This is a genomic window from Streptomyces sp. NPDC048383 (assembly GCF_040651775.1).
GTDB lineage: Bacteria > Actinomycetota > Actinomycetes > Streptomycetales > Streptomycetaceae > Streptomyces.
Genome location: NZ_JBEZKS010000005.1, coordinates 1 through 26683 on the forward strand (window position 1 = coordinate 1; position 26683 = coordinate 26683).

The 26683-nt window shown below is 68.4% G+C and carries 26 protein-coding genes and 5 pseudogenes; 11 read left to right on the plus strand and 20 right to left on the minus strand.

Annotated elements, in window-relative coordinates:
• Nucleotides 1-604 precede the first annotated feature (604 nt).
• Nucleotides 605-1846: a transposase gene (locus AB0D46_RS05635; protein WP_362875988.1), complete on the plus strand. Its 1242-nt coding sequence runs from the start codon at nt 605-607 to the stop codon at nt 1844-1846.
• 151 nt (nt 1847-1997) lie between these two features.
• On the opposite strand, the gene AB0D46_RS05640 is transcribed toward AB0D46_RS05635, so the two are convergent.
• The 7 genes from AB0D46_RS05640 to AB0D46_RS05670 form a co-directional block, all read right to left on the minus strand.
• The gene (locus tag AB0D46_RS05640) at nt 1998-2366 is read right to left on the minus strand and encodes a transposase (RefSeq protein WP_362875989.1); all 369 of its coding nucleotides are present in this window, start codon (nt 2364-2366) and stop codon (nt 1998-2000) included.
• 171 nt (nt 2367-2537) lie between these two features.
• Entirely contained in the window at nt 2538-2702 is a 165-nt protein-coding gene (locus AB0D46_RS05645) for a hypothetical protein (RefSeq protein ID WP_362875990.1), read from the minus strand.
• Between the two features lie 350 nt (nt 2703-3052).
• Nucleotides 3053-3886, minus strand: coding sequence for a hypothetical protein (locus tag AB0D46_RS05650; RefSeq protein ID WP_362875991.1), 834 nt, complete (start codon nt 3884-3886; stop codon nt 3053-3055).
• Between the two features lie 270 nt (nt 3887-4156).
• Nucleotides 4157-4729 carry a dihydrofolate reductase family protein gene (locus AB0D46_RS05655; RefSeq protein WP_362875992.1) on the minus strand — a complete coding sequence of 191 codons (573 nt, stop codon included), beginning with the start codon at nt 4727-4729 and terminating at the stop codon, nt 4157-4159.
• Nucleotides 4730-5697: 968 nt separating this feature from the next.
• Nucleotides 5698-7392: an alpha-amylase family protein gene (locus AB0D46_RS05660; RefSeq protein ID WP_362875993.1), complete on the minus strand. Its 1695-nt coding sequence runs from the start codon at nt 7390-7392 to the stop codon at nt 5698-5700.
• The gene (locus AB0D46_RS05665) at nt 7389-8387 is read right to left on the minus strand and encodes a TIGR03885 family FMN-dependent LLM class oxidoreductase (RefSeq protein WP_362875994.1); all 999 of its coding nucleotides are present in this window, start codon (nt 8385-8387) and stop codon (nt 7389-7391) included. The genes AB0D46_RS05660 and AB0D46_RS05665 overlap by 4 nt, the downstream gene beginning before the upstream one ends.
• A 57-nt stretch (nt 8388-8444) precedes the next feature.
• Nucleotides 8445-10145 carry an alpha-glucosidase gene (locus AB0D46_RS05670; RefSeq protein ID WP_362875995.1) on the minus strand — a complete coding sequence of 567 codons (1701 nt, stop codon included), beginning with the start codon at nt 10143-10145 and terminating at the stop codon, nt 8445-8447.
• Nucleotides 10146-10211: 66 nt separating this feature from the next.
• On the opposite strand from AB0D46_RS05670, the pseudogene AB0D46_RS05675 reads away from it, so the two are divergent.
• Nucleotides 10212-10313 (plus strand): annotated as a pseudogene (locus tag AB0D46_RS05675) (IS5/IS1182 family transposase); the annotation flags it as partial.
• 8 nt (nt 10314-10321) lie between these two features.
• On the opposite strand, the pseudogene AB0D46_RS05680 reads toward AB0D46_RS05675, so the two are convergent.
• The 3 genes and pseudogenes from AB0D46_RS05680 to AB0D46_RS05690 all read right to left on the minus strand — a co-directional run bounded on the left by AB0D46_RS05680 (nt 10322) and on the right by AB0D46_RS05690 (nt 11903).
• Nucleotides 10322-11138: pseudogene (locus AB0D46_RS05680) on the minus strand (IS5 family transposase).
• A 44-nt stretch (nt 11139-11182) separates the two neighbouring features.
• Nucleotides 11183-11453 (minus strand): annotated as a pseudogene (locus AB0D46_RS05685) (IS5/IS1182 family transposase); the annotation flags it as partial.
• Nucleotides 11454-11711: 258 nt separating this feature from the next.
• Entirely contained in the window at nt 11712-11903 is a 192-nt protein-coding gene (locus AB0D46_RS05690; protein ID WP_362875996.1) for an antitoxin, read from the minus strand.
• A 759-nt stretch (nt 11904-12662) separates the two neighbouring features.
• On the opposite strand from AB0D46_RS05690, the gene AB0D46_RS05695 reads away from it, so the two are divergent.
• From AB0D46_RS05695 to AB0D46_RS05705, 3 genes and pseudogenes are all read left to right on the plus strand, one after another.
• A complete protein-coding gene (locus tag AB0D46_RS05695) occupies nt 12663-12941 on the plus strand; it encodes a hypothetical protein (protein ID WP_362875997.1) in 279 nt (92 codons plus the stop codon).
• Between the two features lie 117 nt (nt 12942-13058).
• Nucleotides 13059-13522, plus strand: a pseudogene (locus AB0D46_RS05700) (transposase); the annotation flags it as partial.
• 18 nt (nt 13523-13540) lie between these two features.
• Nucleotides 13541-13741 (plus strand): hypothetical protein, encoded by a 201-nt coding sequence (locus AB0D46_RS05705; protein ID WP_362876160.1) that lies wholly within the window; start codon nt 13541-13543, stop codon nt 13739-13741.
• Between the two features lie 240 nt (nt 13742-13981).
• Here AB0D46_RS05705 and AB0D46_RS05710 read toward each other — a convergent pair whose 3' ends face one another.
• Nucleotides 13982-14188, minus strand: a complete 207-nt coding sequence (locus AB0D46_RS05710) for a hypothetical protein (RefSeq protein ID WP_362875998.1) — start codon at nt 14186-14188, stop codon at nt 13982-13984.
• A gap of 241 nt (nt 14189-14429) precedes the next feature.
• Between AB0D46_RS05710 and AB0D46_RS05715 the strand changes: the two genes are divergently transcribed.
• Complete coding sequence (locus tag AB0D46_RS05715) at nt 14430-14657, plus strand: hypothetical protein (protein WP_362875999.1); 228 nt, start codon at nt 14430-14432, stop codon at nt 14655-14657.
• Between the two features lie 870 nt (nt 14658-15527).
• On the opposite strand, the gene AB0D46_RS05720 is transcribed toward AB0D46_RS05715, so the two are convergent.
• Nucleotides 15528-15716 carry a recombinase family protein gene (locus AB0D46_RS05720; protein ID WP_362876000.1) on the minus strand — a complete coding sequence of 63 codons (189 nt, stop codon included), beginning with the start codon at nt 15714-15716 and terminating at the stop codon, nt 15528-15530.
• A gap of 102 nt (nt 15717-15818) precedes the next feature.
• Here AB0D46_RS05720 and AB0D46_RS05725 point away from each other — a divergent pair, with 102 nt between their 5' ends.
• On the plus strand, nt 15819-16817 hold the full coding sequence (locus AB0D46_RS05725; protein WP_362876001.1) for a quinone oxidoreductase: 999 nt from the start codon (nt 15819-15821) through the stop codon (nt 16815-16817).
• Nucleotides 16818-16922: 105 nt separating this feature from the next.
• Here AB0D46_RS05725 and AB0D46_RS05730 read toward each other — a convergent pair whose 3' ends face one another.
• Together AB0D46_RS05730 and AB0D46_RS05735 are read right to left on the minus strand one after the other, a co-directional pair.
• Nucleotides 16923-17732, minus strand: a complete 810-nt coding sequence (locus AB0D46_RS05730; RefSeq protein WP_362876002.1) for a recombinase family protein — start codon at nt 17730-17732, stop codon at nt 16923-16925.
• A 239-nt stretch (nt 17733-17971) separates the two neighbouring features.
• Nucleotides 17972-18868, minus strand: coding sequence for an aminoglycoside phosphotransferase family protein (locus AB0D46_RS05735; RefSeq protein ID WP_362876003.1), 897 nt, complete (start codon nt 18866-18868; stop codon nt 17972-17974).
• 195 nt (nt 18869-19063) lie between these two features.
• Here AB0D46_RS05735 and AB0D46_RS05740 point away from each other — a divergent pair, with 195 nt between their 5' ends.
• A complete protein-coding gene (locus AB0D46_RS05740; RefSeq protein WP_362876004.1) occupies nt 19064-19252 on the plus strand; it encodes a hypothetical protein in 189 nt (62 codons plus the stop codon).
• 96 nt (nt 19253-19348) lie between these two features.
• Here AB0D46_RS05740 and AB0D46_RS05745 read toward each other — a convergent pair whose 3' ends face one another.
• The 4 genes from AB0D46_RS05745 to AB0D46_RS05760 all read right to left on the minus strand — a co-directional run bounded on the left by AB0D46_RS05745 (nt 19349) and on the right by AB0D46_RS05760 (nt 23144).
• Entirely contained in the window at nt 19349-19495 is a 147-nt protein-coding gene (locus tag AB0D46_RS05745) for a hypothetical protein (RefSeq protein ID WP_362876005.1), read from the minus strand.
• A gap of 150 nt (nt 19496-19645) precedes the next feature.
• Entirely contained in the window at nt 19646-21130 is a 1485-nt protein-coding gene (locus tag AB0D46_RS05750; protein ID WP_362876006.1) for an MFS transporter, read from the minus strand.
• Nucleotides 21131-21694: 564 nt separating this feature from the next.
• On the minus strand, nt 21695-21883 hold the full coding sequence (locus tag AB0D46_RS05755) for a hypothetical protein (RefSeq protein ID WP_362876152.1): 189 nt from the start codon (nt 21881-21883) through the stop codon (nt 21695-21697).
• An 850-nt stretch (nt 21884-22733) separates the two neighbouring features.
• Nucleotides 22734-23144, minus strand: a complete 411-nt coding sequence (locus AB0D46_RS05760) for a transposase (protein ID WP_362876007.1) — start codon at nt 23142-23144, stop codon at nt 22734-22736.
• A gap of 199 nt (nt 23145-23343) precedes the next feature.
• Between AB0D46_RS05760 and AB0D46_RS05765 the strand changes: the two are divergent.
• The 3 genes and pseudogenes from AB0D46_RS05765 to AB0D46_RS05775 all read left to right on the plus strand — a co-directional run.
• Nucleotides 23344-23580, plus strand: a pseudogene (locus AB0D46_RS05765) (hypothetical protein); the annotation flags it as partial.
• Nucleotides 23581-23625: 45 nt separating this feature from the next.
• Entirely contained in the window at nt 23626-23925 is a 300-nt protein-coding gene (locus AB0D46_RS05770) for a hypothetical protein (protein WP_362876008.1), read from the plus strand.
• Nucleotide 23926: 1 nt separating this feature from the next.
• On the plus strand, nt 23927-24505 hold the full coding sequence (locus AB0D46_RS05775) for a dienelactone hydrolase family protein (RefSeq protein WP_362876009.1): 579 nt from the start codon (nt 23927-23929) through the stop codon (nt 24503-24505).
• Nucleotides 24506-25105: 600 nt separating this feature from the next.
• On the opposite strand, the gene AB0D46_RS05780 is transcribed toward AB0D46_RS05775, so the two are convergent.
• Entirely contained in the window at nt 25106-25390 is a 285-nt protein-coding gene (locus tag AB0D46_RS05780) for a hypothetical protein (RefSeq protein ID WP_362876010.1), read from the minus strand.
• A 279-nt stretch (nt 25391-25669) separates the two neighbouring features.
• Nucleotides 25670-26560, minus strand: a complete 891-nt coding sequence (locus AB0D46_RS05785) for an aminoglycoside phosphotransferase family protein (RefSeq protein WP_362876011.1) — start codon at nt 26558-26560, stop codon at nt 25670-25672.
• Between the last annotated feature and the right edge of the window lie 123 nt (nt 26561-26683).

Sequence of the window (26683 nt, forward strand, 5' to 3'; positions counted from 1 at the left end):
AACCTCACCCCGGTCGCTGATGACGACGAGGGCGTCGAAGGGCAGATGCGTGGGCGCCGGGACGTCCCGGCCGGCCCACCTGTAGGCAAAACGGGCATCAGCGCAGATCAGCCAGAGAGCCAGGCCCCACGGAGACCAGTACCTTCCGCTCGTCGTACTGCCGAGGCAACAGTGCGTAAGAACGCAGTGCCACCGTCGTCAAAAGATCACCTCGCGGGCGAAGGAATGCAACACCTTTACGATCACACGGGCGTTCCAGGCCTCAGCCTTCGGGGTCCGCACCGGCCGCCTCGGGGGGCTACCCAGGCCATCGGCGCACCCCAGGCGCTCCAGGTCGCCGACCGGTGGCACCTGTGGCACCTGTGGCACAACCTCAGCGAGGCCGCCGAGCGAAGCGTCTCCGAGCACCTCCGCTGCCTGCAGGTACTCGTTCCCGCTGCCCCACAGTCCGTCCGACACAGAGCCGGCCCCGGCAGCCGAGCCCGCGACCTCGCCGTGGGCGACCAGCAGCCGCTACGCGGATCGCACCAGAGCCCGGCACGCCACGATCCATGCCCTGCTCGGGGCCGGGCACAACCGGCGCTCGATCCAACGTCAGCTCGGCATGACCTACCGCACCGTCCAGCGTTTCGCCGACGCCGCACGACCGGAAAACCTCTTCACCGGCCAACGGCAGAACCGGTCCTCGGTCCTGGACGAGTACAAGCCTTACCTCGATGACCGCTGGAGCGAGTGCTGCACCAATGCCTGGAAGCTACGGGAGGAGATCGTCCCCCTCGGATACCAGGGAAGCCACGGACGCGTCCGTGCCTACATGCACCTCAAACAGACATCACCCCGTCCGGTGGCGGCCCGGCCCCCCTCGCTCCGCTCAGTCGCCGGATGGATCCTCCGTCGCCCCGAGACCCTCACCGAACCCGAGCGACTCCAGCTCAAGAACATCTCAGCCAACTGCCCCGAGATCGCCGCCCTCACCCGCCACGTCCGGTCGTTCGCGACCATGCTGACCGAGCGCCAGGGCGAACAGCTGCCCGCCTGGCTCGACGCCGTCCGACAGGACGACCTTCCCAGCCTCCACAACCTCGCCACAGGGTTGGAACGCGACCGCGCCGCCGTCATCGCCGGCCTGACCCTGCCCTGGAACTCAGGCGTCGTCGAAGGACATGTCAACAGGATCAAAATGCTCAAGCGCCAGATGTTCGGTCGCGCGCTTCGCCCTCCTGCGGAAACGGGTTCTCATGTACTGATCACCGAACACGCACGAGGAACTCGATGGCAGCACCGTCCGGAAATATGCGAGTCTCCTTCTCCCAGATGGCCGATCGAGAAGACTGTGATGACCCGCGACGACGCTCTCAAGCAACTCAGCCACATCGCGCGCGAGAGGGCATTCGGCAGGCACGTCGGGTCGGACCGGCTCGTCCAGGCTGGACTGGACGCGCTGATCGCCGGGGTCGAGAGTCCCTCCCTCGCCATGCTGGCCGGTCTCCTCCGGAGCGAAGAGCCCGAGGCTCCGGCACTCTTCGACCAAGTGCTGGAGGAGTTGGGACTGCTCTTCCACCCGCCCGCTGACCCTCAGGCCGCGAAGTGGGCCATGGCCTATTGGATCGCCGGTCAGATCGCCGACGGATCCCTGGATCCCGCAGTCGGCACCCACCTCATCTGGGCAGACATCGCCTATGACCTCGGCTACCCCGTAGAACTCGAACCCCTCGTCCACTGCGCGCATAACTTGGACGGCTGGGAGGAGAGCTGGGGAGTCTCCGTCGAGGAACTCACCGAGGAAGCGGTTGAGGCAGCGAAGCAGTTCCTTTGCAAGGGGTCGGCAGCCGCGGCTGGGGACTGACCAACGGTTCGCTCTCGCCACCGGGATTGGTCACCCGCGAGACGATCCGGTCACTAAACGTGGCTGCACCACAGAAGCGGTGCCTGAACCCCAGTCGGCTCTGGTCCACTTCTTGGGCTCTGTCGCTGATTTGGGGGTAGCGGCCTCTTGATCATGGTGAGAGCAGGATGCGGCGTCGTAGGAGATCGAAGTTGGCGGGGCCGTACATCTGTCTCTTCAGGAGCTTGATCCTGGTGACGTTGCCCTCGACTGCTCCGGACGTGTAGGTCGTGGTGAGGGCGGCCTGGATGGCTGCTCGGTCGCGTCGCATGCCGTTGGCCAGGGTGCGGAGTTCGCGAAGTCCGTCGAGGCGGACGTCAGCGATCCAGACGTCGAGAGCGAGGTGTTCGCTGCGGCGGTCGCGGATCATGAGTGCCAGGCGGCGTGCGTATTCGACGGTCGTGGCCAGCGTGAGGTTCCGCTTGCACAGTTCGTCGAGACCCTTTCGTTCAACGTCAGTGAGGTGGTCGGGTCGGCGCATGGTCCAGCCGGTGACCCTTCGGACGGTCAGGTGTGCAAGGGAGCGGTGACCGGGATCGCGCCGTTGCGGTAGGCGGGGTGCGGCCTTGGCCAGAGGGGCCGCGACGGAGGCCGCACACCCGGCGCCCCGCCGGAGAACATCGCGGCGTTTCCGTCGCATCCTTCCGGCCGGTCAGCGAAAGGGACTCCAGCGGCCGTAGCGGGCCAGCAGCTTGCGGGTGTCGGTGGGGTTGAGGCCGAGCGCGGCCGCGGCCTGGTCGGGCGGGGTGTCCTTGTGGGTGTCGTGGGCCGTCCAGTAGCCGACCGTGAACGCGTAGGCCGCGCTGGTGAGCGCCATCGAGCGCGGCTACGGCGAGGACATCTACGAGTACACAACGACCTCTACTGCCGAAACTGGCTGCACGAGGCGTGGATCCTGCTGGACGAACACATCGTCCAGTTCTGGACCCCGCAGATCAAAGCTCTGGACGACCGGTACAAAGCCGCGACCATCGACGACGACGGCCAAGCACTCGACCAATGCCGCAGGCTGCCCGGTCCCGACCTGTGGTGGTGGCGCCGGCACCCCCGCATCCTCACCGGCGACCTTGGACGTTCGCTTCACTCGTCCGGCGCCGTCGGCGCCGACCCGGACACCGCATGACCCTCAGCCTCGCGGGATCATGGGACAACCTTTGGCGGGCACCTTCACGTTGTGATGAGCATCATGATCAAGGCGAAGGTGAAGGCAAGGCCGAAGCACAAGCAGGCCAGGGAGAGGAGGACGTACACGACCGTCCGAAGCCCTGAGCGGTGGGTGACCACCCTCGCGGGGTCCTGAGGGTCATAGGCAACTTGGATGGTCTCGGCACCGGTTCTTCCAATAGCCATGGTCCGGCTTACGCCCGCAGTGTCCGTGTAGATGTACGTCCCCGACCTGCGGAGCTCGCCACTTGTCTCAGCGGCGTTCTCCGCCTCGACGGTGATGCCCTGCCGGGTCAGGTACCACCCCCTGCACGCCAACCACAACCCCGCAGCGCCGCCCGCGGTGGACGCTGCTGCGATCGCGCCGCCGAGCATGGTGACGACTGCCAGCATGAAACCCTCAATCCCGCCTTCGCGGATCCCGAAGGTCAAGGCCAGAGCGACGATCACCAGGGCAACGGCGAGCGCTCCTCGCCTGAAGACGCGCCGCCTCCGCTCCGCCTGGGACTCGGTCAGGAGGCGCTTGATGACCAGACCGGAGCCGTCGACCACCACGTCCTCTTCGGCACGCTCGGGCAGGGCGCGGTTCACGGCATCTGCGAAGGCCCTGGCGGCTGCCTCGCTCACACCGCCGACCCGGCGGACGGCCGGCGTCGCCCCGACCGCGGCGGTCAGCTCGACGGCGACGGACCGGCCCTCGGCGCGTACCCGTTCGATCGCCGCCAGAGGAATGCGCAGCTCCTCATGAGGGCGGCTCAGAAGCAGCGCCCCGTCGTCGGAACGGAGAACGGTCTTCTTGCTTCCCTGCAAGACGGGTATGGGCGATGTGATCGGCATGATCGTGATCGTAGGGCGCATCCCGCGGCTACGGTACCGCGTTCAGATCGACCTTGAACTTCGGCGGCACCTGGGCCCTTTCGTCGTGCAGAGCACAACTGTGGTAAATCGCCTGAAGCAGTGGCGCGGCGTTGCCCCCCTACGAAGAGACCGCGGTCGTGTACCGCCCGGGCTCCATGTAGCGACCATCTTCCTGCGGTCCGCGAGGTGAGCCACCGCGCTCCGACTGGGACGAGTGCCGTGACGGCGGGGGCGAGCGCGGGAGCCTTGTCAGCGGACGACGTCGAAGACGTTCAGCTGCAGGCCATTGGGGTATGCCTCGTGCTCGACGAGCTCCAGCTTCTGCGCGTCCTTGTCGGTGGCGCTGAAGAGGCGCTTGCCCGCACCGAGCAGCAGCGGGAAGACGAGCAGGTGGTACCGGTCGATCAGGCCGGCGTCGGAGAGCGCCCTGTTCAGGGTGGCGCTGCCGTGCATGATGATCGGGCCGCCCTCGGTCTCCTTCAGCGCGGCGACCTCGTCGAGCGATCGCAGGATCGTGGTGTCGCCCCAGTTCGACACCAGGTCGTCCTCGGCGAGCGTGGTGGACACCACGTACTTCGGCATCTCCTTGTAATCGGCGAAGTCCTCCATGCCGGGCCACACCGGGCTGAACGCCTCGTAGCTGGTCCGGCCGAGCAGGATCGCGGTGGCTTCCCTCTGCTCCCGGCCCTTGATCTCGAAGGCCTCGGGGAGGAACTCGACATTCTTGAAGGTCCAGCCGGAGTTCCGGTAGCCGGGCTCGCCGCCGGGGGCCTCCACGACGCCGTCGAGCGATACGAAGGCGGAGCTGATCAGGGTACGCATCTCGGTTCCTCGGTGTCTTGTGTCTGGAGCTCAACGGGTACGGCCGGTGCACGCTTCGACCACCCTCGTGTCTGCCGTGCACCAATCATGATCTATGACTGTGGATCATGGAGGACCTCATCGGTCGTCGCCGGCTCTTTCCGAAAACCTCGGCCATCGGGATCACCTCGGTGAGCCCCACACGTCCCGGGTCGTGCGACCTTGCCGCGATCGGTGACGCGGCACCTTGATGCCGTCGCACTCCGTGATCCAAACGAAACGGCCTAACCGTACGCCGGTAACGGGCGCAGCGGCGGGCAGGCCACGGTGTGCAGCGCGGGCTACTCGACCGATGCGCGGCTTCCCGGTCGAGGGCAGGTTGCCAGTCGGGCCGGCTGCTTCCCGCAGCAGTACGGCGCCTTCGCCTGCCTGGTAGGCCTGCGCTCGATGCCAGGAGGCGACGGCCTCCACCGCCTCCACGAGCGCGATCAGCACGGTGAGGACGACCGTGGCGCCGCCGCCGCGTGCGGCGCGTGGGGCCCGCTCCAGGGCCCGGGTCGAGGCGCGCCAGCCAGCCCGGGCGCGGCCTTCGATGGCGCCGGGGCGCGGGCGGCCTGCTCGGCCTCGCCGGTGACCGGCCGTCGGTGCGCGGTCCGCCCGAGCGGCGACATGGCGGTGAGGCCCCAACGGGCCTCGAACGCGCGGGCGGCGGTGTGCATCGCGGGGATGTCCCCGCGCAGGATCTTCAGCGGAAGCAGGTCAGCCAGGGGGCGGGTGCGCGTCGTCGGTCGGTTCCATCGTTCTGCTCCCGAGTGCCGACACGGGCGAGACATCACAGGGCTTTAGGAGAGCACTTACCCCGCCAATGATCCCAGCAGCCGCCGCCCCTCAGGCAGAACGCTGAAAACCCCGGCAGCAGTCTCGGCGGGACGACCATCGCGCGAGGTGCCCGGCCCATCCGTGCGGCCGGGCACCTCGCGCGCGTCGGATCACACCGCTGTCGCCCGATCCGGGTCGTCAAGGGGGGTGTTGACCCTCAGCCACCGGTAGCCGTACGGGTCCAGCGTGACATCGACGAGGCCGGCGGCCGCCGACTTGAGGGTGTCACCGTTGAAGACATCGGTGAGCAGCCGGCCGCCCCTCAGTCCCGGGACCTCGACGGAGGCGGTGACGGATCGCTCGGAGAAATTGTGCAGCACGAGCACCGCGCCGCCCTCCAGCGAACTGAGGTGGACCAGCACGCCCGGATCGTCCGCGTCGATGACCCGGTAGTCGCCCCAGGCCAGCTCGGGGGTCTCCCGGTAGCGTTCGATCAGCGTCCGCATCCGACCCAGCGGCGAAGCCGGGTCGTGCGCCTGGTCGTGCGCGTTGACCTTCGTCGGGCCGAACGCACCCGTCACGACGGGATTGGGCAGCTCCACTCCCTCCCCCGCGGTGAAACCGCCATGCTTGTCGGGCGTCCACTGCATCGGGGTGCGGACGGCCTGCCGGCCCTCGGCGGTGAGGTTCTCGCCCATGCCTATCTCCTCGCCGTAGAACAGCACCGGTGTGCCGGGCAGGGAGAAGAGCAGGCTGTAGGCCAGTTCCACGCGCCGCCGGTCGCCGTCGACCATCGGCGGCAGGCGACGGCGCAGGCCCCGGTCGTAGAGCTGCATGTCCTTGTCGGGGCCGAAGGCGGCGAACACCTCGGCTCGCTCGTCGTCGTCGAGTTTGTCGAGCGTGAGCTCGTCGTGGTTGCGGACGAACGTCGCCCAGTGCGCGTCGCGGGGCGCCGCGGGGCGCTCCCGGAGAGCCGCCGCCAGCGGGGCCGCCTCGCCCCGCGCCATCGACAGGTACATCTGCTGCATACCTATGAAGTCGAAGCACATGGTCAGCTCGTCACCGCGGGAGGACTCCGGGTCGCCGAAGAACTTCGCGGTGTCCGGGTAGGGCAGGTTCACCTCGCCCAGCAGCACCGCGTCACCGCTGCGACGTCCGAGGAAGGCCCGCAGGTCGGCGAGGTACTCGTGCGGGTCGGGCAGCTGGTCCGCGTCCTGCTGGCCGTCGGTCTCCAGTAGGAACGGCACCGCGTCGACCCGGAATCCCGACAGTCCGAGCTGCGTCCAGAAGCCCATGATGCGCGCTATCTCGTCACGGACCGCCGGGTTGGCGACGTTGAGGTCGGGCTGCTGCTTGTAGAACCGGTGCAGGTAGTACTGCTCGGTGGTCTCGTCGTGCTCCCACACGCTCTTCTCCACGTCGGGGAAGACCACACCCTCGGGGCCGTCCTCCGGCGGGCTGTCGCACCAGACGTACCAGTCGCGGTACTTCGACGTGCGGCTGGAGCGGGCGTCCTGGAACCACGGATGGTGGTCGGAGGTGTGGTTGACGACCAGGTCGGCGATGACCCGGATGCCCCGGTCGCGGGCGGTGCGCACGAACTCGGTGAAGTCGCCCAGCGTGCCGAGCCGGGGATCGACGGCGTAGAAGTCGGTGATGTCGTAGCCGTCGTCGCGCTCCCGCGTCGGGTAGAACGGCATCAGCCACACGCAGGTGACGCCGAGGCGCACCAAGTGGTCGATGCGCTGTGTCAGGCCCGCGAAGTCGCCGGTGCCGTCGCCGTCGGAGTCCTGGTACGTCTCCACGTCCAGGCAGTAGACGACCGCGTTCTTCCACCACAGGTCGGAGGTGCGGGTCAGCCTCATCGGACACCCTCCGCGACGGCGGCCGGGGGCCGGGTGACATCCAGCTGCGGCAGCACCTTCGCGCCGAACGCGTCGATGAAGGCGCTCTGCTCCTTGCCGACGTGATGCAGCATGACGGCGTCGAAGCCGAGGTCGGCGTACTCCTGGAGCCAGGCCGCGTGCCGACCGAGATCGTTGGAGATGTTGACGGACTCCGCGACCCTGTCCGGAGAGACGTGCTCGCTGACGTTGTCGAACAGCTCGGCAGAGTCGAGGTCCCAGCTCGCCGGCGGCCCGTGCACGTTGGTGCGCCACTGGTCGTGGGCGAGTTCCCGGGCGGTTTCCAGGTCGGGGGCCCAGCTGAGGTGCACCTGGAGGTGCAGCCGGCCGACGCCGCCCGCCGAACGGTAGGCGTCCACGATCCGGCGCAGTGTCTCGCGCGGCGCGTTCACCGTGATCAGGCCGTCCGCCCACTCCGCGCACCACCGCGCGGTCGCCTCACTGCAGGCGGCTCCCACCAACGGTGGCAGCGTCTCCGGACGGGTCCACAACCTGGCCCGGTCCACGGTCACCAGCGCGTCGTGGCTCACCTCCTCGCCGCGCAGCAGCGCCCGGATGATGTCGACGCACTCGCGCAGCCTCGCGTTCCGGACGTCCTTACGCGGCCAACGGTCGCCGGTTATGTGCTCGTTGGACGCCTCACCGCTTCCCAGTGCCGCCCAGAAGCGACCTGGGTACATCGCGGCGAGGCTGCCGATCGCCTGCGCGACGATCGCCGGATGGTAGCGCTGGCCCGGGGCGTTCACCACTCCGAAGGGGATCCTGTCGGTGGCCTGGAGCGCCGCGCCGAGCCAGGACCAGGCGAAGCCGGACTCACCCTGCCGGACGCTCCACGGTGAGAAGTGGTCCGAACACATCGCGGCGGTGAAGCCCGCGCCTTCCGCGCGCACGACGGCTGCCAGCAGGTCGGCGGGAGGTACCTGTTCATGGGAGGCGTGGAATCCATAGACGGTCATGAGATACGCGTACCCGGCACCGGAGGAATCATCGGTCGCCGTCCCCGCCCGCTCGGCTCAGTCATTGCGCCGGTGCACCCGCGCCTCCCACGGGGCAAGCACCAGTCGGCCGGGCCGCGGGGGGACCGACGGACCGTTGCCCAGGACGAGTTCGGCGCCGTCCCATCCGGCGGGCATCACGGCGGAGGCCGTGTCGCCGGTGAAGTTCCCGACGACCAAGAGCACCGTGCGGCCGTACCGGCGGGTGAACGCGTAGATCCGCTCGTCGTCCGGCAGCAGCATCGTGAAGTCGCCGTGCACGACGGCCGGTTCCTGGTGCCGGAGGGCGATCAGCCGACGGTAGTGGTGGTAGACGGAGTCGGAATCCGCGAGGGCCGCTTCGGCGTTGACCTCGGTGTGGTCCGGGTTGACGGGGATCCACGGGGTGCCTGTGGTGAACCCCGCATGCGGGGACGCGTCCCACTGCATGGGTGTACGGGCGTTGTCGCGGCCCATCGCCCGTAGTCCCGGGAGGACGTCTTCGGGTTCCGCCCCCGCGCGCAGCGCCTCCGTGTAGTGGTTCAGGGACTCGATGTCCCTGAAGTCCTCGATGGTGCGCAAGGGCGCGTTGGCCATGCCGAGTTCCTCGCCCTGGTAGACGTACGGCGTGCCCCGGTGCAGGTGGAGCACGGTCGCGAGCATCGTCGCGGACCGGGTCCGGTGGCTCGGTCCGTCGTCACCGAACCGAGAGACCACCCGGGGCTGGTCGTGGTTGTTCCAGTACAGGCTGTTCCACCCGACGTCGGCGAGGCCGGACTGCCAGCGGCCGAGCGAGGCCTTGAGGTCGGTGAGCCGCAGCGGGCGGGGATCGAACTTGCCCCGCCCGTGGTCGAGTCCTACGTGCTCGAACTGGAAGACCATGTCGAGCTCGGCACGCGCGGGGTCGGTGAACAGACGGGCCTGCTCGACCGTCACCCCGGGCATCTCCCCGACGGTCAGCAGCCGGCCCGGGTACCGGGCGATCACCTCGCGGTGCATCTCCTGAAGGTAGTCGTGTATGCGGGGTCCGCAGACGAAGTAGGGCGAGCCGTCGCCGTACGGCCCCTGTTCGTGCACCTCGCCGTCGGGGAGGGCGGGGTCCTTGGAGATGAGGTTGACGACGTCCATCCGGAAGCCGTCCACGCCCCGGTCCAGCCACCAGCGCATCATCGCGTACACGGCCCGACGCATCCGGGGGTTCTCCCAGTTGAGGTCGGGCTGCTTCGGCGAGAAGAGATGGAGGTAGTACGCGTCGCTCGCCGCGTCCAGCTCCCAGGCGGAACCGGAGAAGAAGGAGCCCCAGTTGTTGGGTTCGCGTCCCTCACGTGGCGGACGCCACCAGTACCAGTCGCGCTTCGGGCTCGCCGGGTCGCGTGACTCCTGGAACCACGGATGCTCGTCGGAGGTGTGGTTGACGACCAGGTCCATGACGAGTTTCATTCCGCGCTCGTGCACGGCGCCCAGCAGCCGGTCGAAGGCCGCCAGGTCACCGAAGACGGGGTCGATGTCCTGGTAATCGCTGATGTCGTACCCGTTGTCGGCCTGCGGGGACGGGTTGACGGGCGACAGCCAAAGCACGTCGACGCCGAGCCCGGACAGATGGTCCAGGCGTCCGGTGAGGCCGTCCAGGTCGCCGACGCCGTCACCGTCGGAGTCGGCAAAGCTGCGCGGATAGACCTGGTAGACCACCGCGGACCGCCACCACGCGTCCTCGGCGTGCCCCATGTCGTCGGCTGCCATTGGTGGACTCCTCTCGCTCGGGGTGGGCAACGTGAGTCTCCTTTCCCCGGAGGCTGAGGTCATGCCCTGTGGGGCCGGCTCCACGAGGAGATCCTGCACCGCTTGGACGACGCCGGCCTCCTCGACCTCTCCCGCGCCGTCCGCGACTCCGCCCACGTCCGGGCTAAGGCGTCATCTCATTTGGCCAGTCGGCGGTAGCAGATGAGGGTGCGGGCGAGGCTGGTGAAGGCGAGGAAGTGCTCGGCTTTGCGGTCGTAGCGGCGGTGGAGTCGTCGGCAGCCGGCGAGCCAGGACATGGTCCTTTCGACGACCCATCTGTGGCGGCCGAGCGTTGTGAGGACTCGATGCCTCTGCGGGCGATGCGGTGCTTGATGCCACGTCCGCGTAACCATCGTCGCAGGTGGGCGTAGTCGTAGCCGTTGTCCGCGTGGAGCTTGCCGGGCTTGAGTCGTCGGCGTCCGCGGCGTCCGCGGCGGGATCGGATGGGGGGTATGCCGCGGACGAGGGGCTCGAGGGCGTGGCTGTCGTGCAGGTTGGCGCCGGAGATTGCGACGGACAGGGGCAGACCGGTCCGCTCGGTGATCAAGTGGCTCTTCGAGCCGAACTTGTCCCGATCGACAGGGTTCGGACCTGTCAGATCCCCCTTTTCAAGGCCCTCATGTTCACCGAGTCGATCGCGCAGCGGGACCAGTCGAGCTGGCCGCGGGCGCCGAGTTCGTCGAGGACCAGTCGGTGGAGCTTGGCCCAGACCCGGGCCTTGCTCCACTCGGAGAACCGTCGGTGGGCTGTCGCCCCCGAGGGGCCGAACGACGCCGTGGGCAGCTGCTGCCAGGTACAACCCGACGTGGCCACGAACACGATCGCGGCCAGTACTTCACGGTCACCGTGCCGGCGCCGCCCACCGCCTTGGGGCCGCGACGGCGCCTCCGGCACCACCCGCTGGAACAGCACCCACAACTCGTCCGGCACCAGACGCTCAACGATCCCCACCATGACCAACAGCCTACCCGCGAAAGCCAAATGAGATGACTTCTTAGACCGCGCCATGTGGGGGTGGATTCGGAGGTGAGTATGCGGGTCATGAGGTTGATCATCGCGAGGTGGATCTGGCTTCGGAGCGGTGTGAATGGGCTTCGTAGTCGCGGGCCAGGCGGCGGGGATTCATGAGCCGGCCCCGGGTTCGTTCGACGGGTCACCGGCGGGGTAGGACGGTGGATCCTCTGGTGGTGGGGTCGCGGCGCATGATGTGCATGTCGATGTCCAGGGTGGCAGCGTGTTCACGAGGTGCTGGCGGTAGCCGCCGTCGAGACCACGCAGATCAGGGCTAAACACCCTCTGGTCGACAGCGTGGAGATCAAGGCCGCATCGTCTGGCAGACCCCCGTCCCACCCCTGGGCCTGCTCGGGGGTACCCGGTGCCAGCTCGCATGACTGGGTTGCGCGGCCCGGCGTCAACATGGGCTGGCGACCTGACCTTCGCAGCGGAGCCACGGCTCGTCGGCCACGGCGCGGGTACGACGTGGCCCCGGCAGGAAAGTGCCGGGGGCCACGGATGCCGAGGGTGAGGTCAGCGCTCCGGCGTATCGGTGCCGTAGGAACTGCGGGCGGCATCGGCGGCCTTGTCGGTCTGGGCGTCGTACTTGTCACCCGTACGCTCATCGACCAGCCGCTCGGCTTCCGCGACACCCTTGTCAGCCTGGTCCGGGTGGCCCTTGGCCATCTCCTTGGCCTTGTCGGCCATGTCTCCCAGCTTGCCCATCAGTACCTCCCACGAATAGCGCCTGCGTCGTACCCGATCGCAGGTACCCGCCAAAACCGCTCCTACGCCAACTCCGGCCCGTTCCGATGCCTGTCGGGCCGTGACCGACGCTCTGATGAATCGTTTATCCATATCGTCGCGTCAGTGCACGACCGCTCCCCCCTGCGGTGACCACGACGCCTTGGCCCTGGGACGCCCCCCCGTCCCGGGGCCCCGTCCTGCTCCCCCACCAACGCCTCAGGCGGGGCACCGGGCGGGGCCGGTGTCCATGTCCACGACGAGTGTCCCGGCGATGCCCGTCGGCAGCAGCTCTCTGAACCCGCGCACCGCGCGCGACCTTCTGCGCCTCTGCCTCATCGGTGACTCCGGAACCGGCAGGGAGCGCCGGGACCCGGCCGGTCCACCGACGGCAGAAGTCTCGGCTCAGCGTCGGAAGGAACGTACGGGACGGCTCCACCGGCGGCGCCACACGGGGCTGATGCCATCACCCCACACCAGCCACCTCTACAGATGTAGAGTGCAGCTCAGTCATCCTCTACATGCGTAGAGGATGATCCGACTCGTCCCCAAGGAGCCGCAATGAGCGCGACCGCCCCCTCAGCCATCAGACAGAAGCCCGAACCACGGCGCCCCTTCAGGGTGGGAGTCGGCGGCCTCTTGACTCTGGGTACGGGCCACCTCGCCCTTGCCGCTGCAGCGGCCTGGGGCAACCCGACCCCTCAGCAAGAAACCTCATCGGCAGCGATGCGGGCAACGACCATGACGCTGCTAGGCCTGGAACGCACCACCCTCGATGTCGTCCACGGCATGAGTGCCGCCATGGCCCTGTTCGTCATCTCCTGCGCCCTCCTCGCTCTGTTCGCCGCCCAGCACTCCCCGACCTTGATCGAACGACGCACCGCCTTCGGGTGGACACTCCTCGCCACCTCACTCGTTGGCCTGGCGATATCCGCCCTCTTCCTGCCACCGCCACCGATCATCGTCCTCACCGTCACCAGCTGCGCCTTCGCCCTGTCCCTGCGCCGGGCAGCGCCCTGACCTGTTTTTCGGCGGGCGTCGATGGCCCCGGCGGCACGACGGAGGAGTAGGGGAGGTTCGGAGTCCGCAGGCAGCGGCCGGGGTGCGGCCAAGTCGGTCCGCAGGCACGCGACAACCGACCGCATCCACCCCCGCCTGACCACTCGCTCCGCGCTAATCGACCACACCGGCGAACTCCCGGCCATCGAAGGCACGTTGATCCGCCTCCAGGTCGACCGCCTTCCCGGCGGAGACCCGTTGCCGCTCTGGCTGTGGTCGTCGGCCACCGGCCTGAGCGGCGAGGACGTCGACGTGCGCCGGCAGGCATGCCTGCGGCGCTTCGACCTGGAACACGCCTTCCGGCTGATGAAGCAGACCCTGGGCTGGACCCCCCGAAGCTCCGCACCCCCGATGTCGGAGACCGCTGGACGTGGTTCTTGATCGCCGCCCACACCCAGCTCCGGCTCACCCCGCGAAGCCGCGGCGGATCTCCGCCGCCCCTGGGAGAGGCCGGCCGAGCCCGCACGGTTCACCCCGGCCCGTGTCCACCGGGGGTTTCGGAACCTCCGCCGAATCTCACCTATCCGGCCCGTGCACCGAAACCCGGCAGGAGGTTTGGGGTGATCGACCTCCAGGACGCCGAGGGATGGGTCGTCACCGGGCACCCCAACGACGTCTTTACCTATGTCGGCCCTGATGAGCCTCAAGATCAGTCGGAGAGCGCTGTGGGGCTGTTCGGACGCTCCAAGCGCCATCGGGATGGCATAGAACTTCACGTCGTCCACGTTGAGGACAAGCGAGGCTCAGCCGACTCAGCGTGAGTGCTCACGTGTCACCGCTCGTGGTCACCGGGGGCGTATCGGCTCCAGGTGCCACCGGCCTCGGTGACGAGCCGGGTGGCGGTTTCGTCGTGATAGCCGAGGGCCTTGGCGATGACCGGCGCGGGGGGCCTGGAGGACGAGGTGCCGAATGGCGGAGGTCCGTGCTCGTTGGGCCGGGACACCGAGGTCACGGAGGGGGCCCAGCAAGCTGGTCGGGTTCGCTTGGCCGGTTCGGCAAGATCAACGGACGAAATTGCAGACCTTGTCGGCCGGGCACGGCTCGCCACCGCCGGGGCTGTTGGTGAGCGCAATCAGGAAGAACACCGCCATCAGCAGCAAAAAGCCGCCTATGACGACCCACAGCGCATTGCGGCCGTACCAAGCCGTCATCTTCTCGCGCCGGATGCGGCGAGCCGGGCCGGCCGCGTCGTGACGGTCACCCGTCATGATTCCCCCCAGGAATGCTCACTCTGCGGACATGAGTACCTGGGCTATTCCCACCTCTGCCCGACGGCATGCGGATCACCCGGGGGCGCTTGACTGGTAGGTCCGCAGGTTGAGGTGTCGCGTGTTCCAGCTCCGATGGCTCTCGTTGGTCACTCTGGGTGGCGACGCCGGTGTTCGTGGTGCGTCCTCGGACGGATAGGTTCACCGTGGTGTGTTCGAGCCACTTCTGGAGGGGTCACCGGTGGACATCGTCGCGATCATGGAGGCGCTGGCCGAACAGGGCATAACCGTGCTGTTCAAGGCTGATACTGAGCGGATGGCAGAGAGGCGGAAGCCCTGGACGTTCGTGGCCAGTGGCGCCCCGTTGCGTGACGACATCCTCGTGCGTACCGATGCTGCGTCGGTGGAGCAGTGCCTCGAAGCCTGCCTGCCCCGCCTGCGCGAACTGGGCTTCACGTTTCCCGAGTGACGAGGCATGCCAGCTGGAGCGGCGCGACAACGCACCGTGTGTGGTCACCGGGGGCGTATCGGCTCCAGGTTCCCCCGGCCCCAGTGACCAGACGGTGGCGGTCTTGTCGTGGTAGCCGAGTGCTTTCGCGATGACGCGGGCCGGGGCTTGGAGGACGAGCTGACGGATCGCGGAGGTTTTGCTGCGCTGCGGAGGGACGCCGATCTCGCGCAGCTGGGCTTGCAGGCTGACCGGGTTCATTGGCTGTCCAAGCTGACGGCCGGGTAAGAGCCACTGTGAACTCCTGCTGCTGGCGTAGGGCAGGTGCCGGCGAGACTGCATGTAGGCCCGCATCAGGTCGGCGACGGGCTTCGGCAGCGGGGACGGCGGTTCTCCCAGCCGGACGGTGACGACGGTCTCGTCGTCGATGACATCGTCGATGGTGAGGCGGACGATGCGGCTGACAGCTTGCGCTTAGAGGAGGACGAGGGCGCCGGCGACCCGCGCCCGCAGGGGCCCTGCCGCAGAGCGGCCTCGATGGTGGCGTCCAGGACGCGACGCAGGGAGCGGGTGCGGAAGTCGGAGGAGACGCAGGTGTAGATCGCGGTGGTGGAAGCGTGGTCGTGGCCGACCTGCTGCTGGACGAACAGAGCGGGTCGTGGCCGTCCTCGATCAGGTGCGTGATGTAGGACCTGCGCAGCGAGTGAAACTCCAGGGCGGGATCCAGGCCGATGGCGTCCCGGTAGGCGGCGAAGCGGGAGTCCAGCCGCTGGACCCCGACCCGCGGGCCGCGCTCGGACGGCCACAGGGCCCGGCTGGTCGAGTGCCGCATCCCGGGCCGGACCTCGCTGATCCACTCCTCGATCGTGACGGGCGTCCAGTGCCGGACGGTCAGAACGCTGCGGCGCTTGGGCGGAGACCCCGTCTCAGCACAGAGCGGGACAGGCGGTCGAGCCGGGTGGCCTTCAGGGTGTCGCTCTCGCGCAGCAGCTGCATCACGAGGTCGAGCTTCGGGCGGGATGCCTTCGCACCGCTCGCGGTGTCGACGTGGATGTTGTCGCGGTCGACGCCGGCCCGCATGTCGCTGACCTGAACGTGACGGCTACGACACCTCACCGCGAGCGGAAATAGGATCGCCACGAGTGGAGTTGGTGAGGGAAGTTTGCCGTTTCAGGAGGGGTCATGCGAGCGATTCAGGTTTCCGAAGTGGGCGGTCCCGAGGTGCTGCGATTGGTCGACATTGATCAACCGACGCCGGGCCCGGGCCAGGCGGTCGTGGAGGTCGCCGCGTCCGGCGTCAACTTCCTCGACGTATACCACCGCCAGGGCCGGTACACCCTCCCGCTGCCCTTCATCCCTGGCACTGAGGGCGCGGGCACGGTCCTCGAGGTTGGACCCGGCGTCACCCACGTCGCTGTGGGAGACCGGGTCGGCTGGGTGGATATTCCCGGCACCTATGCCGAGCAGGCCGTCGTGGACTCCTCCCGGCTCGTGCCCCTGCCCGACGGCGTCGACTTCGAGGCCGCCGCCGCCGTGCTGCTGCAGGGCATGACGGCGCACTACCTCGTGAAGGACGCCTACCCGGTCCAGCCGGGCGACACGGTGCTCGTGCACGCTGCTGCCGGCGGCATGGGGCTTGTGCTGACCCAGCTCATCACCCATCTCGGCGGCAGGGTGATCGGCACAACCTCGACACCGGAGAAGGCCCAGCTGGCGCGGCGCGCCGGGGCCGCCGAGGTGATCCTCTACTCGGCAGTGGACGATCTCGCGGCCGAGGTGAAGCGGCTCCATGGCGGCCAAGGCCTGCCTGTCGTCTTCGACGGCGTCGGCAGGGACACCTTCGATGCGAGCCTCGCCAGCCTGCGAACCCGCGGCCACCTGGTGCTCTTCGGCGCCGCGAGTGGTGCAGTGCCACCCTTCGACCCCATCCGGCTCGCCCAGGGCGGTTCGCTGACCCTGATCCGGCCAAGCCTCGGGCACTTCATCGCCGATCGGTCCGAGCTGCTCCGACGCGCCGCCGACGTGCTTGAACTGGTGCGCACCAAGGCGCTTGAGACCACCGTGACGGCCCGCTACCCGCTCGCCGAGGTCGCCCAAGCTCACCGCGATCTCGAGGCTCGGCGTACCACCGGCAAGCTACTCGTCATACCGTCGGCACGGGGTATGGAAAGCAGCCGGTAGCGGATTTCCCCAGGGAGACGCCTACCGCGGCATTGGGGGGGGACAGCGGTACAGCGGTTAACGCTAAGCCGGTGACCACGGGATCGGGGCAGGTCGTGGGCGGGCCTACCGCATCTCGGCGTTCGGGTGGTGCTGGGCCTGGAGCCGTTCGCGGAGGTCGATCTCCTTGGAGGTGAGCGGGTCCTCGGGCCGGCGGATGCGTACGGGCTTGGGCCGCAGGGGCAGGCCGTCATCCGCCGCGGCGGCCTCGGCTTCCGCGAGCGCCCGGTAGAGCGGGGCGACCGACGGGGACTTGCCCGCGTTCTTCCCGACCTTGATGGTCAGCTTCTTCGCGATTTCGGGGACGGCGACACCCTTGTCCTTGAGCGCGACGGCGAAGGTGAGCATATCGTCGTCGATGACCTTCGGGCGTCCCCCGTGGTTGCCCTTGGACACGGCGATCACCTGGCCTTCGACGGTCTTCTCCCGGATGTAGTTCCGCTCGATCTGCCCGGCGACGGCCAGGACGGCGAAGAACATGGCGCCCATGCCGTTGGGGTCGTAGATGCCGGTGAGCGGGCTGGTGAGGAGTTCGAGCTGGATGCCGCTGGCTTGGAGCTCGGCGGACAAGGTCATCAGCTCGGCTGCGTTCCTTGCAAGGCGCTTGAGCTCGTGCACCGTGAGGATGACAGGCGTCTCGGGGGCGGCCTCCTTGAACTGGTGGGCCAGGGTGAGCGCCTTCTCCAGCTCGGGCCGGATCTTTACGCGGGTGCTGATCTGCTCCTTGAAGACCTTGTGGCACTCCGCCCGGTAAAGGGCTTCGAGCTGGCTCGCCAGCTCCTGGTGCGGGCGGTCGACCTCCCCGAGTACCCGATCCGGACCGGCCGCTCGGTCCGGGGCGCGGGCACGACCGCGAGTACCGCACCCTGCTTCCATGCGCGGCCGGGGTGGCGGTCCGCGGGGACGAGGACGAAGCGGGGGGTGTGGTACTTCGCGGCGGTCTTCCCGCCGCGGGTGCGGCAGGCGGAGCCAGCGGGCGTGCGTCATAGTTCGGGCAGCCGTGACGTTCTACCGCCAATGCGGCCCGATCGGGCGTGAGATCCATGCGGGGCGTCTCTCAGAAGTGCGTGGCACAACACGTGGGTTTCGAGAGGACTTTCTTGAAGAAGCGTGCGTCAAACGCCCTTCAGAACACGATCAAGTGCCGCCCGGCCTGCAGGTCCCCAGTGCAGCTTGCCGCCGGGAAGGCCCCGATCTCCGTTCTGCCCCATGAGCATCAGGAACAGGCTCTTCATAGCAGCCAACCCGCGGGCGCGCCGGATCGACGCCTCGTCTGCATGCGCGTACACGTCGAAAAACCGTGAGGCCATGCCCACGGGCAGTAGCACCCATGCGGCGGCGAGGTCCCACGCTGGATCGCCGGCGAACATGTCGCCGAAGTCGACGATGCCGGAGAGCGTTCCGTCCGAGACAACGACGTTCGCGGGATGGAGGTCGCCGTGCACCCACACCCGCGGGCCTGCCCACGCTTGGGCCGCAACGGCGTCGTCCCAGACGGCCCGGACGTCGGCAGCGATGTCGCCCGGGGCAACGGCCTGGAAGAAGTTCTCGAAGCCCTCCGTGCAATTCCTGGGATGGCCGCCGCGGTCCGTAGCGATCGGTGCCTCGGGGGGCGCCTCCACATGGAGTGCCCGGAGGAAGCCCGCTAGCGTGTCGGCCGCGTGGGCGCCGCGGCTGATCGAGCCGTGGTCCAGCGGCTCGCCGGGAACCCACGTCATCACGGTCCAGTGCTTGGGGAAGCGCTCGGACGGTTCGCCGAACCGCACGGGGGTCGGCACCGGGAGCGGCAGGCGTGGGGCCAGCACGGGGAGCCACCGCCGTTCCTTGAGCTGGAGCTCCGGGGTGGGATCCATGCGCTGCATGCGCACGGCCAACTCGTTCCCGAGGCGCCACATTTGGTTGCCCCAGCCGCCCGCCACCTCGCGGATGGCCAGCCCGGCAAGGTCTGGATGTTGCTCCTGCAGCAGGTCACGGACCAGGCCTGGGGTGATCTCGATCTCGGTGTCGGTCATGCGAAGTCACAGTACTGAGGCGGCAGACGGAGCGGGCTCTCGCTCTCCGGAACATCTCGCTGCGACCCTCGGGCGTCACCAATTCGGTTTCAGAAGCTACGGATCAGAGGCTCGGGACAGACCGGCCCCAAGTTCAGAGAAGTCTGCGTCCGCTGCTCCCTCCTGTGCCCAGACCCCGCCCAGCGCGGCCGACTCGTGGAGATCCGTGACAACCTCCTGGACCGGATCACCGAAGCCGAGCACGAAGGATGGCTCGGCGAGATCGAGGGCCTCCGCGTCAGCCTCGCCGGGGCCGAAGCCAAGATCAGGCAGATCGACGGGGCGACGGCTGGCAGGCCCGTGCTGCTCGGCCTGCCGGTGCCACGCCCTGCGCCCCGGGGGTGATCCGGCACTGAAAGGAAGAGCGTGCGTCGGCCGGGTATGTCGCCGAGCCGTCCGCCGGTGATCAGTCCGACGCGACGGTCAGCGAGAACCCGGAGGTCAGTCACTGCGCCGCGGCCGGTCCGGCGCCGTCGATGACTGGATCGTGGGCAGGGCGGTCAGGACGACCGACTGGTCGAGGATGTCCATGAGCGCGGCAACCAGGAGAACCACGACGGCGATCCGGGCGGCGCGGTCATTTTCCACAGCCGGCCCGGCAGGCCGTGAGCCGGGGGCTGTGCGGCGTGATGCGGCTCGGTGCCGAGCGTGGAAGAAGGAGGCACGGCGGAACTCGTGATTGGAGGACAGGCGGGCCGGGGACGGCGGTGCCGGGTGCCGCCGCCCCTGGGATGTGGCTCAGTCGGTCGGGCTGTCTGCTCGCTTGGGCAGGCAGAACATCAGGGCCCACATCAGGGCGAGGAGGCCGCAGACCCACCACAGCACGGTGACGAACGCGTCGCGGTTGACCGCCCCGTCGGGCGACCCGCCGGTGATGGCGAAGAACACCACGGCGGTCAGCGCGGTGCCCAGCGCGATGCCCAGGTGAATGGCGGTGTTGAACAGGCCCGAGGCCGAGCCGGCGTCCTCGTGCGGGACCCTGGCCAGCGACAAATCGGCGAGCGGGCCGGAGACCATGCCCAGGCCGAAGCCGACCAGCACCACCGGAACGGTCATCGCCAGCAGGCTCAGGTCGGCCTGGTGGCTGCCGATCTGGAGCCCGTAGGCGATCATCGCAGCAGTCGCGATGAGGGCTCCGGCCTGCGGCAGACGGCGGGCGAAACGTCCGCCGGTCCTCGCCGCGATGGTCGCGCCGCCCAGTTCTCCCACCGAGAGCAGTACGAAGGCCACTGCTGCCTCAAGCGGGCTCAAGCCGAGTCCGCGTTGCAGGTACAGCGTCCAGGTCATGAAGAACAGGCCGCACAGCAGCCCGTGCATCAGGTCCGCGGCCATGCCCCCGGAGAACTGCCTGACCCGGAAGAGGGACAGGGCCACCAGCGGGGCGTTGTCCTGCCTGCGCCACTGCTGGCGCAGGAAGACACCGAGGCCAAGGAGGCCGGCGGCGAGCATGGCGAAGCACCACAGCGGCCATCCGTGGGCGTGGCCCTCGGTGAGCGGGAAGAGGATCAGGACGATGGCCAGGCCGGACAGCAGCATGCCGCCCAGGTCGAGCCGGTCGGCCTTGCGGACGGTCGATTCGGGGATGAACTTGCGTCCCAGCAGGAGTACGGCCAGCCCGACGGGCACATTGATCAGGAAGATCGGCCGCCAGGACAGCCCGAACAGGTCGGCCTGGGTGAGCACGCCGCCCAGGACCGGGCCCAGGACGTTGGCGATGGCCAGGACGGCCCCGTACAGGCCGAACGCCTTGCTGCGGTTGTGGCCTTCGAAGGTGACGTGCATGGTCGCCAGGACCTGCGGAATCATCACGGCCACGCCGACGCCCTGGAGCAAGCGGGCGCCGATCAGCACGCCCGGGCCGGTGGCCAGACCGCACAGAAGCGATGCGGCGGTGAACACGACGGTGCCGATGAGGAGGATCCTGCGCCGGCCGTAGATGTCACCGAGCCGTCCGCCGGTGATCAGTCCGACGGCGACGGGCAGCGAATAGGCGGTGGTCAGCCACTGCACCGCGACCGGTCCGGCACCGGTCGACTCCTGGATCGCGGGCAGGGCGGTCAGGACGACCGACTGGTCGAGCATGTTCATCAGCTCGGCGGTCAGCAGCACCAGGAGGGCGATCCAGGCCCCCAAGGCCATCTTCGAGGGGCCAGGTGAGGGGTGGGCCGAGGTCTGGGTAGTGGTGGTGTGCTCTGGCTCGTTGTCGAGCGCGGAGGAAGACAAAACGGGAACTCCTGATCCAAAGGCACCGGAGAGCCCTGCCGACAGCCGCACCGCAGCCGAAAAGATCAGAGCCCGGAGCAGACGGCAGAGCTGCACCCGGGACAGAAAACTGCGGGGATGGGTGACGCAACTCAGGCCAGCGCGACGTCCGCCCCCGGACACGTGCGACAACACAGCACGCGGGGAACACGGACGACTACATGGCCTGGTTGATAGGACGTCACCTCAAGATCGACACAGATGGAACAAGAACTCCGGTCACCGCCACCGACACCTCGACGCAGGGGCCTGTTCACCATACGACATCCCCAGGCGCCGCCGCACAGCAGATAGCCGACCCCCGAAACGATGTTCGGCCCGCGCCCACCACACATCGGGAAGGTTCAGAGAAGTGACCAGGCCGAAGCTGATCGCCCCGGACCAGATGGGACGCACCGCACCTCCTGCGTTAGCCCCTCTTTCCAGCGTGGCACTACCCCAGCCACTCCGGCCCGCCGAACAGGTCCAGCCGGCGCACCACAGGACCGAGGTTGCTGCGGGTAGTCGTTCAGGCCTACGCCCGGCTCACGTCGCGGGGCCGCCGCCGCGCCACTCGAAAAGCCCTCCATCAAGATGGACGTCGTCGGGGTCGAGGCCGGCGCGACGCAGAAATTCGAGGAGGTCGCCGGGCCCGAAGGCGCGCCCGAGGATCGGGCCGTCGACCCGTACGCGTCGCCCGCCCTGGTCGTCGGGCGGAGTCGGTACCCCGGACAGAAGGCCTCGGAGGGCAGGCAAGCGCGCTCATACCAGCAGGACCGGATCGCGTCTCCCGTGCGGAAGGGCCGCAGCGCCAGGTACAAAAGTCCACTTCCGGGCCCCGACGCGGAAGCGATCGCCGAGATCAACGAGTCGGTGTTCCCGCCCTGGCGCGAAAGGCTCACGGGCGTCATCGCCCCGACCCCGGGCAGGCCGACGTCGGACGAGTCCTCGCCACCGGCGAGTCCTACGCCCGCCCCGCGCACCACAAGCAAGGAACCAAGCCCCGGCGCACTGGCGAGACGACCCGTTCCGACGCCTAATCCTGGGCGCGAAGCCGTCCCCGGATCTGGCATGCCGTCCCCGTGAACAACAAGATCAGAAAGGACGATGCCGCGTAGTCGGCCGTCCCAAGTCCGCGCCTCCGGACGTCACCCGAGGCGGCAGGCGCATGAAACACCAGCACCTGGGCTGCCGCGTGGCTCGGGCAAGCCTGCCGGAGCGGTTTCTCGCCTCGAGCACGATCGGCTCTGGCCTGGGGCGATAGCCCAGGCCTTGCAGCAGTGGTCGCGAACAGCCCACCGCCCCAGTGGTGCTCTCGCCGGCGGTTGCGGTTGCCCTTCGTGCAACCCCTTCTGCACAACCGACGAGCGGGGCGTTCTGGAAGCGGCCATGCACGCTCTTCCGCCACAGGCGGCGCGTGAACTGCGGCGTCTGGTGAAACCGCTCGACGACCTCTACATCGCCAAAACCTGGCCCGACCCCTTCACCTCGCCTGACGACAAATGGTGTGCCCAGAGGACGATTCCGGGCCGGGCAGCGGGGCCGAGGCGGTGGACACGCCGGAGATGTCTCCACCGCCCCCGGTTTAGTTGCTCGCTACGGGCTGCTTCTTCGACCAGTCGGCGCGGGGTCCCCTGCGGGTCGAGCGCCGGGTCATGAGTGTGACGAGTGCCCAGTTCAGGTGGGCTTCAGAGTTCCGCGGAAGCCGTTCATAGTCCCGGACGTTGCGGCGGGATTTCATGATCCAGCCGAGGGTTCGTTCGACTTTCCAGCGCCGGGGCAGAACGACGAAACCCTTCGCGCCGCGGGGGCGGGAGACGGTTCTGAGAGTCATCCTCAGGAAGTCTTGGGACCAACGCACGAGCCGGCCGGCGTAGGCGGAGTCGGCCCAGACCTGGGTGATCTGCGGCTGCATCACCCGCAGGCGCACCCGACCAGCCGGTCCGGCGGCGTCGCCCGGCCCGGCACCCGCCCGGGCGCCTGGCACTGCCGTCATGCCCTTCCTCGCCGCAGACCTCGCCGACGCGGGCGCCGACGAGCAGAGCGAGTACAGCGATACGTGCACAACCGACGGCGACGACCCCGAACAGGACATCGCATGAAAACCGCTGCCGTTCCCGAACCCCGCACCGCCGCTGCCATGGCCGCTCGCCGCCGCAGGACCGAGACCCGCCCTCCAACGGGTCCGGGAAGCCATCGCCCGACTCCGACGCGAGAAAGCCCAAGTCAGCGTCGCGGCAGTCGCCCGCCGCGCGGACGTCTCCCGAACCTTCCTCTACGACAATCCCGAGGCCAGAGCCGCCGCCGCCACCGCCATAACTGAGGGCGGCGAACGCCGGTCCCAGATCCTCACCGAGCAGGACAGCGAACGTGAGGCGACCTGGCGCGAACGTGCCCTGCACGCGGAGGAGGCCCTCAAGGCAGCCCACGGCGAGATCCTCGCCCAGCAGACCCGTATCGGCGAACTCCTCGGCCAAGTGCGGGACTTGCAGGCCGAGTGGACCGAGGAGGCAATCCAGCGGATCACCACCGAGAACACCACCCTCAAGCAGCGGATCCGCCAGCTCACCACCGACAACCGCACCCTCGACGAGCGCCTCAAGGGCCGCACGCTCCAACCTCCGCTTCCAAGACCGACGCGTCGCCGATCTCGAAGCCCGCCTCACCGATCCGGCTTCAACGATCGGACCCCGTCCGGCTACGACCCGCAGATGTCAGTGGCGCGGGACATACTCGTGCTGCGGCGCCGCCCGGGCACCGCAGCACGAGGGGAGTGACATGGCTGAGGTGCTGGTTTTCCACCACGGGCACGGGCTGACCGTCGGCGTCCGTCAGTTCGCCGAGCAGCTGCGACAGGCCGGACACACCGTCCACGTCCCGGACCTGTTCGAGGGGCAGGTATTCGACAGCCTCGCGGAGGGCATGGGTTACGCCGAGGACGCCGAATTCGGCTCAGTCATCGCGCGCGGAACCGCCGCCGCCGAGGGGCTGCCTGCGGAACTGGTCTACCTAGGGTTCTCGCTCGGCGTCCTGCCGGCGCAGAAGCTGGCCCAGACCCGCCCCGGCGCAAAGGGTGCGCTGCTGCTGGAGGCATGCGTTCCGGTCACGGAGTTCGGCGGCGCCTGGCCCGACGATGTCCCGGTCCAGGTCCACGGCATGGACGCGGATCCGTTCTTCGCCAGGGAGGGCGATGTGGACGCAGCCCGGGCGCTCGTCGCGACGGCGGCGGATGCCGAACTGTTCCTCTACCCCGGCGACAGGCACCTGTTCACCGACAGCAGCCTGCCTTCGCACGACGAACACGCCGCAACGCAGGCTACCGATCGAGTGCTGGACTTCCTCAACCGCATCAAATAGCCCGGCATTTCGGCCAGGACTACCAAAGCCAAAGGCAACCCGCTCCAACCTCCACTTCCAAGACCGGCGTGTCGAGGAGCGCGCCGCCCAGGCCCGCGTCGAGTTCGCCTCCCTCCTGGGCACCGCGCCCAGCGCGGAAGCGGAGGTGAAGGCCCGCGGCCTCCTGAAGCGCCTGGGCGCCAGCCAGGACGCGGCGGCCGCGTAGTGGCGGCCATCGCTCCAGCCGTCTTTGCGCACTTGCCCTGCACCCTGCCCAGGAGTCGCTTCCCCTGGCCGCTTTCCACGACCTCCCCGGTCAAGGTGGTGCCGGGGGGAGCTGCTCCAGGGTTGACCGTCAGCCGCCTGCCGGCACCGCTCAGGGCGTCGACGGCCGCCCCCGAGTCCGCGCACAGCCGGGCTGCCGCCTCGGTTCGCCTCTTCCACATCTCGAAGTCGTGGCTGTTGACGAGTTCAGGAAAGTCCCCTTCCCAATGGATGTCGCGGTCCCCCTCCACGGTGATGAGGTGCATCCGGCAGGTCTGGCGGAACCCTTCGTAGTCCTGAAACTTCCGATCCTCGACGAAGGTGACGACCTCGATGAAGACCGGACCGATGCGAACGTCACCCGGCCCGCCGCTGGCCTTCGCCGGCTCCCGCTCGACCAGTGGACCACACGCGGTGGAAGTAGTCCTGAGGCTTGCGCAGGTCCAGGGCGAGGACGTCGTCGAGGAGACCGAGGCCGGTAAGGGCCTTCTCCAGGCCGTCGATGGCGCGGGGCGGTGGGCTCGAAGTAGCGGTGGAGGTAGTCGGCGGTGGCGTCGTTCGGGCACCCCCGGCCAGCAGTCGCCACTGTTCGCGTTTGCGGCGCCAGTAAAAGGACGAACTTGTCGCAGTTGTGGCAGTCAAGGTTCCAGGGACAGGCGCCGCCGTCGACGACGGGCTGGAAGGAGCAGAACCCGCGCTCATGGGGTGTGCTGCGGCGGGCGAGGTCGATGGCAAGGGCCTGGGCCTGCTCGCGGGTCAGCGCAGTGGTCGGCCCGGTGAGGACTTCACCAGGCCTGGGGCTGCCGGGACCGGAGACCCAGACGTGCTGCAGGACGTCCTCCAGATCGGACGGAGTCAAGTGTGTGGTTCGCTCGTCCTCTCAGAAGAGCTGGTTCGCCAGTTTGTTTGAGGAGTCTGTCATCACTCCATCGACTCCAGAATGCGGTCGAGTGTCCGGCGCCCCATTCTGCTCATCGTCGGATTGCTCTCGACGTAGTACCAGACAACACCCATCGCCTGTTCGAACGCCCATGCCTTGCCCCGCTCCCACTCCGGATCGTCACAGACCAGTGTCCGCCGGAGCACTTCCCGCGGGCCTGTCTCCAACAGGTGCCAGGCACTGACCAGATCCAGCGCGGGGTCGGCCGGACCGAAGCCGCCGGTGTCGAGCACGCCGCTGAGCCGGTCTCCCGCGACCAGCACATTGCCGGGAATCAAGTCACCATGACTCATCACGTCGGCACCCGTGCGTGGCAATTCCCGAAAACGACTCCACACTTGGCGCAGCCGGGGCACATCGAGCAGCCCCTTACTCTCCTCGAAGCACTTCGCCATCCAGTCGTCGTGGTGAGCGAGAACTCCGCCACGATTTTCGCCGCTGAAAAGCCGCCCCCTCGTCTCGGCCTCTCGCAGGGCGGCGATGAAGGCCGCAAGGTCCTCGGCAAAAGTGTCCGACCCACTCGGGTCGGCATCAAAGGCGACCGTTCCCGGCAGCCATGTCTGGACCGACCACGGCATGGGGTAACCCGCTCCAGGCTTTCCCAAGGCGACGGGCTCCGGAGCGGGGAACCGAGACACCTGTGCCAGCTCCGCGCTCGCCTGGGCTTCCTGTTCCAGAACCGCCAGCGCCTCGGCAGCATCGGCCAGACGCAGTGGGAAACGCGCAGAGAGGTCGTTCCCGATGCGGAAGATGGCGTTGACCGTCCCGGTCGACGATACGAGTCGGATCGCCTTGCCGCTCCACTGAGGGAACTGTTCTCCGATCAAGGTCGCAACGATCTCGGCGGTCACGTCCACTTGGTCATCGTGCATGGTCAACCCTCGCAAGCTCTTCCACTGGTCCAACTCGAAACGCCGGAAGCAGACCAGATCAACTGAGACGACAGCCAGTATCCATAGGGCAGAGTCCAGACCAACTGAGATTTTCGACCACCC

Bases quoted from the DNA above. Each gene is read 5' to 3' on its own strand.
- AB0D46_RS05635 (WP_362875988.1), top strand. From the start codon at position 605: ATGACCTACCGCACCGTCCAGCGTTTCGCCGACGCCGCACGACCGGAA.
- AB0D46_RS05640 (WP_362875989.1), bottom strand. From the start codon at position 2,366: ATGCGCCGACCCGACCACCTCACTGACGTTGAACGAAAGGGTCTCGAC.
- AB0D46_RS05645 (WP_362875990.1), bottom strand. From the start codon at position 2,702: ATGGCGCTCACCAGCGCGGCCTACGCGTTCACGGTCGGCTACTGGACG.
- AB0D46_RS05650 (WP_362875991.1), bottom strand. From the start codon at position 3,886: ATGCCGATCACATCGCCCATACCCGTCTTGCAGGGAAGCAAGAAGACC.
- AB0D46_RS05655 (WP_362875992.1), bottom strand. From the start codon at position 4,729: ATGCGTACCCTGATCAGCTCCGCCTTCGTATCGCTCGACGGCGTCGTG.
- AB0D46_RS05660 (WP_362875993.1), bottom strand. From the start codon at position 7,392: ATGAGGCTGACCCGCACCTCCGACCTGTGGTGGAAGAACGCGGTCGTC.
- AB0D46_RS05665 (WP_362875994.1), bottom strand. From the start codon at position 8,387: ATGACCGTCTATGGATTCCACGCCTCCCATGAACAGGTACCTCCCGCC.
- AB0D46_RS05670 (WP_362875995.1), bottom strand. From the start codon at position 10,145: ATGGCAGCCGACGACATGGGGCACGCCGAGGACGCGTGGTGGCGGTCC.
- AB0D46_RS05690 (WP_362875996.1), bottom strand. From the start codon at position 11,903: ATGGGCAAGCTGGGAGACATGGCCGACAAGGCCAAGGAGATGGCCAAG.
- AB0D46_RS05695 (WP_362875997.1), top strand. From the start codon at position 12,663: ATGACGCTGCTAGGCCTGGAACGCACCACCCTCGATGTCGTCCACGGC.
- AB0D46_RS05710 (WP_362875998.1), bottom strand. From the start codon at position 14,188: ATGACGGGTGACCGTCACGACGCGGCCGGCCCGGCTCGCCGCATCCGG.
- AB0D46_RS05720 (WP_362876000.1), bottom strand. From the start codon at position 15,716: ATGCGGGCCGGCGTCGACCGCGACAACATCCACGTCGACACCGCGAGC.
- AB0D46_RS05725 (WP_362876001.1), top strand. From the start codon at position 15,819: ATGCGAGCGATTCAGGTTTCCGAAGTGGGCGGTCCCGAGGTGCTGCGA.
- AB0D46_RS05730 (WP_362876002.1), bottom strand. From the start codon at position 17,732: ATGGAAGCAGGGTGCGGTACTCGCGGTCGTGCCCGCGCCCCGGACCGA.
- AB0D46_RS05735 (WP_362876003.1), bottom strand. From the start codon at position 18,868: ATGACCGACACCGAGATCGAGATCACCCCAGGCCTGGTCCGTGACCTG.
- AB0D46_RS05760 (WP_362876007.1), bottom strand. From the start codon at position 23,144: ATGACGGCAGTGCCAGGCGCCCGGGCGGGTGCCGGGCCGGGCGACGCC.
- AB0D46_RS05775 (WP_362876009.1), top strand. From the start codon at position 23,927: ATGGCTGAGGTGCTGGTTTTCCACCACGGGCACGGGCTGACCGTCGGC.
- AB0D46_RS05785 (WP_362876011.1), bottom strand. From the start codon at position 26,560: ATGCACGATGACCAAGTGGACGTGACCGCCGAGATCGTTGCGACCTTG.